Origin of the sequence: Halopseudomonas sp. Lyrl_26, assembly GCF_051948695.1 — a bacterium.
GTDB lineage: Bacteria > Pseudomonadota > Gammaproteobacteria > Pseudomonadales > Pseudomonadaceae > Halopseudomonas > Halopseudomonas formosensis.
The window spans coordinates 1-14,159 of the sequence record NZ_JAYJLH010000013.1 but is presented as its reverse complement, the minus strand read 5'-3'; the positions used below and the strand labels follow the sequence as shown (position 1 = coordinate 14,159).

General features: G+C 60.1%; 15 protein-coding genes. 8 read left to right on the top strand and 7 right to left on the bottom strand.

Translation table 11 applies throughout. The annotated features are described in order from the left end of the window. The first annotated feature begins 123 nt into the window (after positions 1-123). The 7 genes from VF673_RS12795 (at position 124) to VF673_RS12765 (ending at position 7,057) form a co-directional block, all read left to right on the top strand. Positions 124-1,344 (top strand): EAL and HDOD domain-containing protein, encoded by a 1,221-nt coding sequence (locus VF673_RS12795; protein ID WP_440292243.1) that lies wholly within the window; start codon positions 124-126, stop codon positions 1,342-1,344. A 32-nt stretch (positions 1,345-1,376) separates the two neighbouring features. After that, positions 1,377-2,303, top strand: coding sequence for a 5'-nucleotidase (locus VF673_RS12790; RefSeq protein WP_090536039.1), 927 nt, complete (start codon positions 1,377-1,379; stop codon positions 2,301-2,303). Between the two features lie 131 nt (positions 2,304-2,434). Next, positions 2,435-2,605: a hypothetical protein gene (locus VF673_RS12785; protein ID WP_177197757.1), complete on the top strand. Its 171-nt coding sequence runs from the start codon at positions 2,435-2,437 to the stop codon at positions 2,603-2,605. A gap of 201 nt (positions 2,606-2,806) precedes the next feature. After that, positions 2,807-4,933 (top strand): TonB-dependent siderophore receptor, encoded by a 2,127-nt coding sequence (locus tag VF673_RS12780; RefSeq protein ID WP_440292242.1) that lies wholly within the window; start codon positions 2,807-2,809, stop codon positions 4,931-4,933. Next, positions 4,933-5,244, top strand: a complete 312-nt coding sequence (locus VF673_RS12775; RefSeq protein WP_440292241.1) for a DUF3649 domain-containing protein — start codon at positions 4,933-4,935, stop codon at positions 5,242-5,244. The genes VF673_RS12780 and VF673_RS12775 overlap by 1 nt, the downstream gene beginning before the upstream one ends. Beyond that, a complete protein-coding gene (locus VF673_RS12770) occupies positions 5,241-6,770 on the top strand; it encodes a PepSY-associated TM helix domain-containing protein (protein ID WP_440292240.1) in 1,530 nt (509 codons plus the stop codon). The genes VF673_RS12775 and VF673_RS12770 overlap by 4 nt, the downstream gene beginning before the upstream one ends. Beyond that, positions 6,767-7,057, top strand: coding sequence for a DUF3325 domain-containing protein (locus VF673_RS12765; RefSeq protein WP_440292239.1), 291 nt, complete (start codon positions 6,767-6,769; stop codon positions 7,055-7,057). Before VF673_RS12770 ends, VF673_RS12765 begins: the two co-directional genes overlap by 4 nt. A 58-nt stretch (positions 7,058-7,115) precedes the next feature. On the opposite strand, the gene VF673_RS12760 is transcribed toward VF673_RS12765, so the two are convergent. Then, entirely contained in the window at positions 7,116-8,588 is a 1,473-nt protein-coding gene (locus VF673_RS12760) for an alpha/beta hydrolase (protein WP_440292238.1), read from the bottom strand. Between the two features lie 235 nt (positions 8,589-8,823). On the opposite strand from VF673_RS12760, the gene VF673_RS12755 reads away from it, so the two are divergent. Continuing rightward, the gene (locus VF673_RS12755) at positions 8,824-9,366 is read left to right on the top strand and encodes a glutathione peroxidase (RefSeq protein ID WP_440292237.1); all 543 of its coding nucleotides are present in this window, start codon (positions 8,824-8,826) and stop codon (positions 9,364-9,366) included. A 78-nt stretch (positions 9,367-9,444) separates the two neighbouring features. On the opposite strand, the gene VF673_RS12750 is transcribed toward VF673_RS12755, so the two are convergent. The 6 genes from VF673_RS12750 to VF673_RS12725 all read right to left on the bottom strand — a co-directional run. Continuing rightward, on the bottom strand, positions 9,445-9,864 hold the full coding sequence (locus tag VF673_RS12750) for an MAPEG family protein (protein ID WP_320330883.1): 420 nt from the start codon (positions 9,862-9,864) through the stop codon (positions 9,445-9,447). A gap of 139 nt (positions 9,865-10,003) precedes the next feature. Beyond that, a complete protein-coding gene (locus VF673_RS12745; protein ID WP_440292236.1) occupies positions 10,004-10,837 on the bottom strand; it encodes a PhzF family phenazine biosynthesis protein in 834 nt (277 codons plus the stop codon). Positions 10,838-10,927: 90 nt separating this feature from the next. Then, entirely contained in the window at positions 10,928-11,887 is a 960-nt protein-coding gene (locus VF673_RS12740) for a restriction endonuclease (RefSeq protein ID WP_440292235.1), read from the bottom strand. An 89-nt stretch (positions 11,888-11,976) separates the two neighbouring features. Then, a complete protein-coding gene (locus VF673_RS12735; protein WP_440292234.1) occupies positions 11,977-12,438 on the bottom strand; it encodes a DUF6998 domain-containing protein in 462 nt (153 codons plus the stop codon). A 123-nt stretch (positions 12,439-12,561) separates the two neighbouring features. Then, entirely contained in the window at positions 12,562-13,458 is an 897-nt protein-coding gene (locus VF673_RS12730; protein ID WP_440292233.1) for a hypothetical protein, read from the bottom strand. Between the two features lie 123 nt (positions 13,459-13,581). Continuing rightward, positions 13,582-14,159: hypothetical protein (locus VF673_RS12725; RefSeq protein WP_440292232.1), on the bottom strand; the 578-nt coding region annotated here is incomplete at its 5' end.

Sequence of the window (14,159 nt, the reverse complement as noted above, 5' to 3'; positions counted from 1 at the left end):
CAGGTACGGGGCGAATCGCCGGCAGTTCCCCCATCGGTTACAAGGTCTATACCCTGCACCACTTGTGTGAATATCGACTAACGTCCACCATAACGCACACACATAATTGCACAGAGCTTCCGTGTGTCTGAATCAGTCAGCCTCCCGACCCATTACTGCATCGCTCTGCAGCCCATCTGCGACGCGAAAATGCAGCATCGAGCCGACGAGATGCTGTATCGCGCCGCGCCGGACAGCCTGCATGCGCAGATCGACTGCGGGCTGACCGCCACGGTGCGGGCCTGTTCCACCGCTTTCTACGAAATCGGCCTGCAGGCTCTGGTCGGCGACCGCCTGCTGTTCTTCAACGCGCCCCGCGAGTGGCTGCTGGAGCCCGATCTGCTGCCGCCCTGCAGTAATCAACTGGTGATCGAGGTGCTGGAGTCGGTAACGGTGGACAACCAGCTGCTGCGCAGGCTGGAGCACCTGCGCGAGCAAGGCTATCGGCTGGCCCTGGATGACTTCGTACTGACCGAACAGACCCGGCCGCTGCTGGAGCTGGCCGGTATCATCAAGGTGGACATGCTCCAGCCCCAGGACCCGGCCAGTCTGGACGTCTACAGACAGCACGGGGTGCAGCTGCTGGCGGAGAAGGTGGAGGACATGGCGACCTTCGAACGCTGCCGGGCCGCCGGATTCGATCTGTTCCAGGGGTACTTCTATGCCCGTCCCGAGATCCAGGGGTTGTCCTGCCGCCGCCGCGAGAGCAACCAGGCGGCGCAGATCCAGCTGCTCAATCATCTGTACCGGGACAATCCGGACTTCCGCCAGCTCGAATCCCTGCTGGTGCAGGACCCGGAGCTCTGCGTCACCCTGCTCAGGCAGGTCAACTCTGCCGCCTACCATCGCCCCCACCCGGTTTCCAGCATCCGTCGGGCCATCACCACCCTCGGTCTGCAGCGCCTGAAACGGCTGATCCTTACCCTGTTGCTGGCACGCAACGGCCCGGCCAGCCTGCTGATGCTGCCGCAGCTGCTGACCCGTGCCGCCATGTGCGAGCGCCTTGCCCTGCATTTCGGCACGGCGCCGCCGGATGAAGCCTTCACCGTGGGCACCTTCTCGCTCATCCACACCCTGCTGGGCCGGCCGCGTGACACCTTGCTCGACAGCCTGGCGCTGGATGCCCGCATCAAGCACGCGATCCGCACCGGCGAGGGCGAGCTGGGTCGCCTGCTGCGCCTGGTGCAGGCCCACGAAAGCGCCCGTCTGGATCAGGCTTCCGAAGAGCTGATCGACCTGCTCAACGACAGCTACCTCCATGCCCGCAGCTGGGCCACGGAGCAGCTGTATAATGTTTCGCGCTGATAGCCACCCAACGTTGCCAGGGAACGCCGGCCATGTCCTACCCCATTGAACAGAAACTCGTGATCGCCGTCGCCTCCAGCGCCCTGTTCGATCTCAGCGAGTCCGACCGGGTGTTCCGGGAACGGGGCGAGAAGGTCTACCGCGACTACCAGCAGCAGCACCTGAACGACCCGCTGGACAAGGGCGTCGCCTTTCCCTTCGTGCGGCGTTTTCTCAGCATCAACCAGCGGTTTGCCGCCGAGAGCCCGGTGGAGGTGGTGCTGCTGTCGCGCAACTCCGCCATCACCGGCAAGCGGGTATTCAACTCGATCGCCCACCACGGGCTGAACATCACCCGCGCCGCCTTCCTCGAGGGCAAGTCGCCCTACGCCTACATTCCGGCGTTCAACGCTTCACTGTTTCTCAGCGCCAACGAGGCGGACGTGCTGCAGGCGATCGATTACGGCTACCCCGCCGGGACCGTGCTGCCCAGCCATGTGGTGGATGACCCCGAAGATGCCGAACTGCGCATCGCCTTCGATTTCGATGGGGTGATCGCCGATGACGCCTCGGAACGGGTCTACAAGCAGGGTTCGCTGGCGGACTTCGTCGCCCATGAAACCTCCCGCTCGCACATACCCCATACGCCCGGCCCGCTGGCCGACCTGTTCCGCAAGCTGTCACACCTGCAGCGCCTGGAAGACCGGGCGATGGAGACCGATCCCGATTACCGGCGCGTGCTGCGCACCGCCATAGTCACCGCGCGCAACGCCCCCTCCCACGAGCGGGTCATCACCACCCTGGAACACTGGGGTGTCAATGCCAACGAGGTGTTCTTCCTCGGCGGCATGAAAAAGGACCGCATCCTCAGCATCCTCAAGCCGCACATGTTCTTCGACGACCAGCGCAGCCATCTCGAGTCCGAGGCCGGAGATCTGCCGATGGTGCATATCCCCTTCGGCGTGGCCAACCTGCTCTGACGCGACCGATCATCGCTCTGGCCAGCATCTAGTTCATTTGAACGAGGCCAGCCCGCGAACAGCTGACTATCTTCAGGAGAACCCGAACACCGGCACGGCGCCTATAACAACCTGACAAAAAGGGGCCACGCATGAAAACATCCAGATGGCCATTCCTGCCCACCCTGGCCGCGGGCCTGCTGATCCTCCTGATGACGGCAGTGGAAATCAATCACGGCACCTCAGCCGGTAAAACCCAATGCGCCGGCAACGGCGGGTTCTGTAATGTGCCGGCGGTATCCTTCAACCGTCTGGTCCCCTGACCTTTTCTGATCAGTTGCCCGACCTCACCGCAATTCATCCCGTCACCGTCCTCCACTGAACACTCCCGTATTCAGGGCTGAGGCTCTCCCCCAGCCCTGTTCTTGATAGCGGCCTGTAATTTTTTGACGAACAGCACAGACAATTGTTGCTATCAAGAAGCATTATCATTAGCATTCCGCAAAACAAAAGGATTGCTGAATATGTCAAAACAACTTCCCCCTGCTTCACGCTGCCCTCGTTTTGCCCTCGGTGCCGGTCTGCTCGTCGCCGGTTGTCTTGCCCTTCCCGCCGCGGCCCAGTCCCCCATCGATTTGCCCGACGAGGTGGTCATAGGCACCGAGATGGAAACCGCCACCGGCTCGGTCAAGGGCTATACGGCGACCCGATCAGCCACTGCGACCAAGACCGATACGGCCATTACCGAGACGCCGCGCTCGATCAGCGTGGTGACCGCCCAGCGCATGGAGGATCAGGGCGTGCAGACCGTTCAGGACGCTCTGCGCTATGTGTCCGGTGTCCGCAGCGAGGCCTACGGCCTGGACGCCCGGGTCGACTCCGCACTGGTGCGCGGCAGCTCCCCCACCACCTTCCTCGATGGTCTGCAGCAATCCTTCGGCCACTACACCAACACCCGCAGCGACCCCTTCACCCTGGAGCGCATCGAGGTGCTCAAGGGCCCTGCCTCCATGCTCTATGGGCAGAGCCCGGTAGCCGGCGTGGTGAACATGGTCAGCAAGCGCCCCCGGGCCGAGCAGGCCACCGAGCTGCAGCTGCAGTACGGCACCTGGAACCGCAAGCAGGTCGCCATCGATACCACCGGGCCCCTGACCCGCGACGGCAACTGGCTGTATCGCGTGGTCGCCGTGGCCCGGGACAGTGGCACCCAGGTGGATCACGTGGATGATGACCGACTGGTGCTGATGCCCTCGATCACCTGGCAGCCCAGCGACGATCTGGAGTGGACCCTGCTGGCCAATATCCAGCGCGACGACAGCGGCTCGACCTCCCAGTTTCTGCCCCATCGGGGCACCCTGCTGAGCGCGCCGCTGGGGCGCTTCGATACCGATCTGTTCGTGAGCGAGCCGGGATTCGATGAATACGACAGCGAGCAGCTGGCACTGACCTCCATGCTCAGCTGGCGGCTGAACAACGTCTGGACCCTGCGCCAGAACCTGCGTTATCAGGAGAGTGAGGTCAGCTACCAGCAGATCTACGGCTGGCCGGCGACCCTGGCGGCGGACAACCGTACGCTGGAGCGCATCTACTACGTTTCCAAACCCGAAGTGGATGTCTGGACGGCCGATCAGAACGCCACTGCCCTGTTCGATACCGGGCCGCTGCAACACACCCTGTTGCTGGGCGCCGACTACCAGCATGCGGTGACCAATCGACGTCAGGCCGGCGGCATGGCAACCCCGCTGGATGTCTACAACCCGGTGTACGGCACCTTCGATCCCTCGATCATCAGCCTCACCGAAGACCCGGAGCAGACCGTAGCGCAGCGCGGCCTGTACCTGCAGGACCAGATCCGCTACCGCAACTGGCTGGCCACCCTGGGCCTGCGCAAGGACTGGGCCGACAACCGCACCGAGGGCGGCCTCCGGCAGAAGGATGATGAGGTGACCGGCCATGTCGGTCTCAGCTACCTGCTGGACAACGGCCTGGCGCCCTATATCAGCTACAGCGAGTCCTTCCAGCCGGTGATCGGGCTCAACCCGGTCACCAACCAGCCGTACATCCCGCTGGAGGGCAAGCAGTGGGAGCTGGGCATCAAGTATCAACCGCCGGGCAGCCGCAGCCTCTATACCGCCGCAGTGTTCGACCTGCGTGAACAGAACCGGCGCATGGCCGACCCGGACAACCCGATCAATACCCTGCAGGCCGGCGAGACCCGCTCCCGTGGCCTGGAACTGGAAGCGCTGGCCTCGGTCACCGACAACTGGGACCTGATCGGCAACTACACCTACACCGATACCGAGGTGCTGGAGGGATCGGAGGCCGAGCAGGGTCACCGTCTGGCCAGCGTACCGGAGCACATGGCCTCGCTGTGGAGCCAGCATCGCTTTGCCCTGTTCGGCATCCCCGGCTTCACCGCCGGCGCCGGGGTTCGCTATGTCGGCGCCAGCTGGGATGGCATGGATGAGCTGAAGACCCCGTCGACCACCCTGTTCGACGCCATGGTCGGCTACAACCGCAACAACTGGGGCCTGGCGCTCAATGCCACCAACCTGGAGGATGAGCGCTACTACACCACCTGTCTGGCCAGGGGTGACTGCTTCCTCGGCAGCCGCCGGACCCTGGTCGGCACCCTGAGCTACCAGTTCTGATGGCGGCGCAACACTGGCGGCGCCTGGCCGCCTCGCCCCTCGCCGAGCTGATCAGCCGCGGCCTTGCCGCGCTGATCGCCGGGTATCTGCTGGCCTTCGGCGCTACCGCCTTTCTCAGCGTCTACCTGCCGCTGCCGCGACCGGACCGGGTGGTTGTCGCCAGCCTGCTGTGCTTTGCGGTCTGGGTCGGTGCCGCCGTCTACAGCTTTGCCGCACGCCGGCCACTGCGTGTCTGGGTGGTGCTTGTGGCGCTGGCTGGCGCACTCTGCCTGGCCGCCTGGCTGCCCACCGACTGGAGAATGCGCCCATGAAGCTGCGTCAGAGCATGACCACCCTGCACACCTGGGGCGGCCTGTTGCCGAGCTGGCTGTTGTTCGTGGTGATCTTCACCGGGACCCTGGCCTGCTTCGACAAGGAACTGGAGCACTGGATGCGCCCTGCCCTGCATGGTTCATCCGGCCCCGCCAGCGCCAGTGCACAGCAGATCAGCGACTGGCTGGCGGACAACGTCAGCGCGCCGCTGCACGCCTACTGGATACACCCGCCAACCGAGCGCACGCCCTTCTGGCAACTGGGATGGGAGGAGGACGGCAGCGGGCAGCGCGGCCGCGCCGTGTTCGATCCGGTCACCGGCGCGGCCCTGCCGGAAACCCTGGGCGGTGACTTCTTCTTCACCCTGCATTACAACCTGCACGCTGGGCAGATCGGCATGTACATCGTCGGCCTGGCCGGCGTCTTCATGCTCGCGGCCCTGATCTCGGGCGTCATCATTCACCGGCGCATCTTCAAGGACTTCTTCACCCTGCGGCCCCGCGCCCAAGGGCAGCGGGCCTGGCTGGATGCGCACAACCTGTTCGGAGTGGTCGGCCTGCCCTTTCATCTGGTGCTGGCCTATACCGGCGTCGCGATCTTCGTCGCCGCCTACATGCCGGCCGGCGGCATGGTCGCCTACAACAGCGATCCGCTGGCCTTCTATCACGAGGTTCAGGGCGGCTATCACCGCAACGAACTGGACCGGCCGGCCGGCACCCCTGTGCCACTGGACCAGCTGGTTACCGCCGCGCAGCAGCAGTGGCAGAGCACCGATACCGGCTGGATCATTGTCGAGCACCCGGCGGATGCCTCGTCGGTGGTCAGCATCCGCCGCCGCGACCCGTCGCGCATCGGCTCGCCCCAGGACACCCTGAGTTACGACGCCTTCACCGGTGAGCTGCTGCACCAGCAGCAGACGCCCCCCGCCTACCGCGGCTATATCTGGATGGTGGGGCTGCACATGGCCCAGTTCGGCGGCTCCCTGATCCGGCTGTTGTACGGCGTGCTCGGTCTGGCCGGCTGCATGATGCTGGTGGCGGGCAACACCGTCTGGCTGCGCAAGCGCGCCGCACGGCAGACACCCGGACTGCACCTGGTGCAGGCCCTCAATACCGCCGTGTTCTTCGGGTTGCCGGTGGCGTCCCTGGTTCTGCTCTGGGCCAACCGCCTGATTCCCGCAGAGCTCGAACACCGCGCCAGTGTCGAGGCCTGGAGTTTCGTGCTGGCCTGGCTCGCGGTTACCCTCGCTACCCTTGCGACCTCCCGTCGCCCACTGGCCAGAGCCAGAGCGCTGCTCGGCATGATGGCCGCCCTGGCCCTGGGCCTGCCCCTGGTGAATTTCCTCACTGCTCCCTACAGCCACCTGCTGGTGACCTTTGGCACTGCGCCCGAACTGGCACTGGTCGATCTGACCCTGCTTATCTCCGGTGTATTGCTGGCCGTGGCCATGGCGAGATGCCGGCCGCGCCAGCCTGTGCCGGCGGCCCGAAAGACAGAATGCGGAGAATCGGAGGTAACCGTATGAGCATACTGGCGTTTGTCACGGCGGTGGCGGCCATGCTGTGTTTCAGCCTGGCCATGGCCCGGCACCACCGCGATCTCTTCGGTCGCTCACCCAGCCGCCACCGCCAGTGGCTGTTCCGCCTGCTGGGCGTGCTGAGTACGGCACTCTGTCTGTTACTCAACCTGCGTAATGGCGGCAGCGAGATCAGTGTAGTCACAGCCCTGGGGCAACTGATGGCAGCGGGCATTCTGGTCGGACTGCTGCTCGCGCGCGTCAGCGCGGCGGGGAGCCGGCATTCCAGAGGATAGGAGGGAGGGAAAAAACCGGTGCGCCGCAAGGGCGCACCGCAAAGGAGGACTGCTATGATCAGACCTCAGGACAAGCCGGCATGAAGGCGCGCACGCCCTCCTGCGGGAAACCGTCCTGGGTGAAGGTGCAACCGAAAGCGGGATCGGCCATCAGCTCGGCATCCAGCAGATCATCGCCCGCCGGCTTCACGCCGTCCTGTTCCCAGGTCAGCATGGCATCCAGGGTCGAGTTGAACTCGGCAATGGAGAAGTCACAGTGACTGGGAGCGCGTACCGCCCGTTGCACCAGGTTGTCGCCCCAGCCGTTCTCTTCCATCCGCTGACGATAGATCTGCTGCATCTTGATCGGTACGAACAGGTCGCCGAGGGTATGCACGGTGACCACCGGAATGTCGGCATACAGATCCCCGTTGACCTTGGGAATCAGCCGCAGACCGTCATCACGAAGAGCGTTGGCGTCCGCAGCCGGCACGGCCTGAACAATGGTGTTGTTGAAACCCTGTTCAGCAGAGGACAGGGGCTCGCCGGGCAGGGTCTGGAAGCGGTAGGTGATACCCGTGGTATCGATCACCGGCTCGTTCAGAATGCCCTTGATGGTGCCATTGTCGCCGGCCAGGCTCTGGAGCAGCCCCTGGAAGCCACCGAAGGACAGCGGGTAGATCGGCCGCGGGCCACCGGACAGGTTCTGCAGCGTGGCATAGAAGGGAGCGCCAGCAGCAGTCAGGCCGTTTGCGTTGGGGTTGGCATCGTAATCGACCCACAGCGCCTCGCGGGCCGCCTCCAGCTTGCCGGGCACCTCATCCGCCGGGATCGGGAAGGCATCAGCGCCCACACCGGCGAACTCGAACAGTGCCAGGCTGTAGGCACCGAAGTAGTTGAACAGTTCGGTATCACCCATCACGCCGCACATGGGAGCTGCGCCAGCATAGGGCACGAAGTTGTTGGCGGTCTGCTGGGTCTCGCGCTCGATGGCGGCGCCGGCAATGTGGCCACCCATGGAGACACCGGTGATGTAGATCTTGTCGGGCTCGGGCAGAGAACGGCCGTTCTGCTCGGCAATGTCATTGAACGCCAGGGCAAGGGCGTTGGTATCCTCGACGCCGGTGCGTACATCGTAGAAGTTGGAGCTGTAGGACGAGGCGGCCCAGGCATAGCCGTTATCCAGCAGATACTGGCGCATCGGCGGGTTGTCCACGGTCAGATCCGGAACCTCACCGCGATAGCCGTGGGCGTACATGACCAGCATGCCATTCCAGTTCTCGGGGACCTCGACGCGGTAACCGGCCCCATTCAGCACGCCGTGCCAGCGGCTGGTACCGGCATAGGCATCACCCAGTGCATCAAATGGCAGCTGGCTCTCGTCTATTACAAAGAACCCATCCTGAATGCGCTTCTGCTGCTCGGTCAAAGGCTCGGATGGTGCAGGAGCGGGCTTGCTGTTGCCTCCGCCTCCTCCACCGCTCAGACAACCACTGAGAATGAGGGCACTGATAACCGTACCGAGGGAAACCGCTCTCTTCACTCCGGACATTATTATTCTCCTGACGCCATATTATTTTTGTCATGCGTAACAGGAAGATAATAGGTAGCGCGAGCGACCGATGCCAAGGTGATAGCATCACCCTTTTGGGTGATATCAGCCGCTGTGATGTGTAAACATGACACCGACGGTACGCACCATTTTCCTCGCTCTCAGTCCCTGCTGTTGCTGAACTGCATCCATCTGCTAACGTGCCAGCTCTACCCCACCACCTTGAGGGCATACCGTGAGCAAGCTACAAGAGATCCCGCTGACACGCATTGATGGCACCCCGGACAGTCTGGCCAGCCACAGCGGCAAGGTGCTCCTGATCGTCAACGTCGCCTCCAAATGCGGGCTGACGCCCCAGTACACCGGGCTGGAAGCCCTGTACGAAAGCAAGCGGGACCAGGGCCTGGAAGTACTGGGCTTTCCCGCCAACAACTTCAAGGGTCAGGAGCCGGGCAGTGACGAGGAGATCCAGAGTTTCTGCTCCACTGAGTACAACGTGCAGTTTCCGCTGTACTCGAAGATTTCGGTCCTGGGTGAGGACCAGCATCCACTGTATGCAGAGCTGACCGCCGCCCGGCCGCAGGCCATCGGCGAAGGCCCCTTCCGCGAGCGCCTCAAGGGCTTCGGTATCCAGCCCGCTGATCCGAAGGATGTGCTGTGGAATTTCGAGAAGTTTCTGATCAACCGCCAGGGAGAGGTCGTCGCCCGGTTCTCTCCGGATGTAACCGCCGACGATCCCCGCCTGCTGGAAGCCATCGAGGCCGAACTGGCCCGCTGATCTCCAGTCGTTAAAAAGCCCCCGCCAGCCAACGCTGACGAGGGCTTCTTACTGCCTGCTGCGAGAAGGGAACAGGCCTCAGCGTATCGCCAGCTCCCAGCCCAGCACACCGAGCATCACCAGCAGGATCAGGTAGCCCACCAGAAACAGCCGCAGCCGTGTCGGTACATGGTTGGAGTGCGTATGGACCCAGGCGTGGAGATACCGGCTGAGCACGAACAGGCTCGCCAGAAACAGCGCCACGGCGGACACCGCATTGAGCCCCAGAAATGCCAGACACAGGGCATAGAACAGCACCGGCGCCTCGAACTGGTTGGCGATGTTGTTGGATACCTTGACGGTATCCTCCGGCCACAACCTGTTGTCCAGCGCCACCTGCTGCCGGTCAACCGCCTTGTCCCTGATCGCCTTGGCCTTGCGCGCGGCCAGCACCAGATACATCAGCAGCGTCAGCAGGATCTGGGCGAAAACCGGCCAGAGAATCAAATGTGCATCCATGTCCACTCCTTGTTGTTGTCTTCTTGATGGCCTGATCCACAGCAGATCGGCACTCTCCCGCGGCTCGCCAATACGGAGAGTGTTCCTTTGTACCTCAGGCACGGGCTTTCAGCCACGTTAAAGATCACTACCGGCGTATTCAGAGCTGGATCGTCCCGTCGATGACATCCACCACCTCGCCACCGACCCATATGCCCTCCCCGTCCTGATGCAGATGGATGCGCCCGGCGCGTTGCATGGCTGTCCCCTGAGAAGCGACATAGGACGACTCGACCAGCCCCGCGCCTATCATCCACTGCGCCAGACTGGCATTCAGGCTCCCGGTCACCGGGTCCTCGGCGCCCTCACTGCCCATGAACGCTCGCACCTCCACAGCCGTGTCACTGCCCTCGGGACTGGCACCGACCACGCCGACAAAATAGGGAACCAGCGCCGGCCAGTCGGGCTTCAGCGCCAGTACACGCTCAGCGGACGGCAGCATCAGCGCACACCAGCCCGGGCCATTGTCCACCCACTGGTGATGCAGCACCTCCTCCGGCGCTATGCCCAGGGCAGCGGTGATCCGGTCCAGATCGTCCGGGTCCAGCGGCCCCGTGCGACGCAGCGGTGGCGCAGCAAACTCGTAGCGCTGACCGGCCTGGCGGATGGTGACCAGCCCCACGGCGCACTGCTGCACCACCCGGCCAGCCTGCCGCGGCCGCCCGCCGGCACGCAACCAGGCATGGCATGAGCCCAGAGTAGGGTGCCCAGCGAAAGGCAGCTCCCCACCGGGAGTAAAGATGCGCACCCAATAATCCGCCCCCGGCTCCGTTGGCCGGAGCAGGAACACCGTCTCCGACAGATTGGTCCAACGCGCCAGGGCCGCCATCTGCTCATCCGTCATGCCATCGGCCCCATGCACCACCGCCAGCGGATTACCGCCAAGCGGATCAGCGGAAAATACGTTTACCTGGGAGAACTCATGGCTGGTCATGGTGCGCTCCTGTGGAGAGTCGAGAGAAAATGGCTGGCAGACTGAGGTGCACAACCGCCGGTCGTGGCTTGCGTCAGAACGAGCGCGGTATCAGCTCTCTCCAATACCATGCTCAATGATCATCTTGGCAAACTGCTCCCCATCCACGAGTTCTATTTTCATACCGGCGTTTTCCAGGTACTCCTTAGCGGCACGACTGGCGTCGTCAGAGTAGGTACCGGTAGTAATCACCATCCCAAGATCCGCCGCTTCAGCCTCCATTCCTGAGACGAGCTGATCAATGACATGCCGGTCTACTGGAGGTTCAGGTTGCCAATGCTTAGCCTGGACAGCAACTATCAAAGGGAACGTCTCCGCAACCAGAAAAGTAGCTACGACATCCGCCCCCTTGTCTTGATTACGCGGAACCACTCTCGCCTCTTTGGCCCCCAGACTACGAAACAGATTTTTGATCAGATTCTCGAACCCAAAACTGTCGATTCTGCCATGGCGGAGCTCATTGAGTGCTCGTTCAACGAGGCTGGATTGAAAATCAGAATGAAAGCTGGGTGTGGCCCCGGAAGAAGCTACTTCCAGGCACTCTCGAATTTCATCCAAGAGATCGGTTGCGGAAGCAGATGTACCCTGAACCTTCATGCGAGAGATCAATGCCGACTTCGCATACGCCCTGGGGATTGGCTGTTTGGCGTTGAGCCAATTTACAGGCCTGCGATATGCTGAATCCTCGCTCGATTTCTCTGGAAGATAAATTGCATCGCCTGCCACTTCAGCAACATAGAAATTAGACCCATAGGGAACGACAACCAAATCACCCCGTGCCATTTCCCGAATGAATCGCCACATATGACCTGCCGCCGCTCCTGCGCGGTGCAAGGTCTTGTCATCTCGATAGTAGCTATCCCGAACGACCTGGCGGAAAGCGGCCCAGTCCAGCTGGTCATCCAAAAGGCCTTCCGCATCAGCCCAACCGATTATCAATTGATTGTTTTCTAACGCCTCGGGGACCCTGTCGATTTCGCTGGGGGCGATTCTTAGCACGAAAGCTTGCACACACTTATCCTTCGAAGAGCTAAAACGAAGCACTGCGGCGACCCGCTAGGTTCGTGCGGTGGCGACCGGCCGCGTACTGATGCGACCTGTTAAATGGCTCTAGGCACACGGTCCGATTCGGCCACTTGTTGATTGAGTTGCCGGAGCTTGTTGAGCGAGACTTGGAACTGCCCATTACTCGGTAGCCTTTTTCCTTTGAACTGCTCCCAAACAAGACATCCTGGCCCGTTATAGATTTCCTCGAATGTGCCATCACGCAGGATCTTGATGATGATCGTATGTTGCGGCTGACTCCGAAACGCAACGGAGTTGGATTGCGTAGCCTTGATCTCAACTTCTAAGCCGGTTTCGGTGACAGCGTCAGAACCTTTGTTGGACGCTGTCTTCAACTCTAAATTATATGCGTCAGCTACGAGGCATTCACCCAAACTGCCAACCATATGACCATCCGGGGTAAAGTGCCTCCCCGGGAACATGGCTTCCAACTCATTGACCGTTGCATAGAGCTGCTTGACCAAGGCACGGAATTTATCGTGATCGATCATATACATTTAACGCCGCGCTCAGGGGCAAAACGTAGTGGAGCTAATTTGTGGTAATGTGAGCGTAGCGAACCACAAATTAGCGTAGCGTAGTTTTGTCCCTTGCAGCGCCTTGTTATGCGCACAGCAAACTTATAGATCAGGAACAAGAATACCATTGGAGTATTTAAAACCTTTTACTTCCAAGCCAACACCTTCGTATATGATTGAATCAGGCTGTGCATGCCCTTGGTACCACATTTTTATATAGTTGTAATAATCATCTACATTTCTTTGATCTTCCCCAAGCATTTCTGGGCTTTTTATGGAATCTTCGAGTTGATCCTTTTGGCTTAGATCAATTTCATGATTTTTATACATTTGCCGAATGATGTTGTAGCACACCTCTACACTATGAATTCCGGTGTCATGCCTTAAAAAGCTAACTACATGACTATATTTACCTGAAATCAACGGTTCAATAATCTCAGCTTTTTCATTACCAGTTATCGCCTTTATTTGAACCCCTGCATCTCTAGTGGTGCCCAAGACAGTTGCCGATTCATAAACTCCATCCTTTGGGTTCCGCCTTATAAATTGAATATCAAATCTATGCTGAAAGCTATACAAAGATGGATATGATTGTCGCGTGGATACAAAGCCCGTTCCAATGGCCTTAAACTGTTCTAAATAATCGTTTTTAGTTCGTTCTCGTTTTGTACACCACTCGAATGCCCGCCTACCAATTGTGCGCCAACTATCATTAAATATTCGGACTGCTAAAGCTTCAAAAATGAATCCTGAAAAAGAATGATAAGGAAGATTTGTTCTGAAATTCACAGAACCGTCTCCGTTCATCGTGAAGTTTCCAGTCTCCAATCCATCCTGTATAAGTTGATTATGGTATCTATCACGTAGAATTTGCTTTCTAACTTCGATTGAAATATTAGGATGATTTGGATCTAAAAAACCAATCGGAATCTGAAATAAAAGCTCAGACTCGGAATCACTTTGTTTTTCTATTTCTGACAAAATTATTAAACTGCCCATCGTACTACCAAATATCTCCTGTAGAGCTCAATCAGCGCATAACGCCAGCAATAAACGGCGCCCTGACAAGGGCGTCCGGTGGAGGCCGAAGGCCGGAACGAATTTGATTGCCTTGTTAACTGCTTACTCGAAAACTGCTTCATAGACGCTCTGGTCCCATGCTTGCCCAAAGCCGCTTTCGCTTACCAGAGCAACGGAAAATCCTTTGTCGTACCCTGAAACCACCATAGCTATCGGATCGCCGTTGCACAGCAGGGCTACCGATTCGCCATCGCTAGACCAAACAAATTGAAAGCTATGCTCCTCGGGGGATTCGAGAACCGCCCTCGATGAAGCGTATTTACGTGTGAGAATAGGTGGATTGCCGGCTTCTATTGCTGCCCTATTTAATTCCTCACGGGGCGCAACCGGCGAATAGGCAAACGCATCTTGTTCAATGCCTTCACCACCGGCTGGAGTAAGGTAGAGCCAGGCACTGCTTCCATTGTCCTCTAGAATCGCACAGCGCGCAGACTCAGGATGGCAGCTCTCAACGAATGTGTTTGCCATAGGTGTTCCGCTAATCATCAACAAGAGTAAGATCAGGTACTTCATGCAGTTAACGCCTGGCACAGCGGATCGCAAACCTGGCGCGGCTTTTGGTACAAAAGGCGTGACAGGTTTGCGAATCCGTTGCTGCCACTTGTTAACCCTTTTGCCAT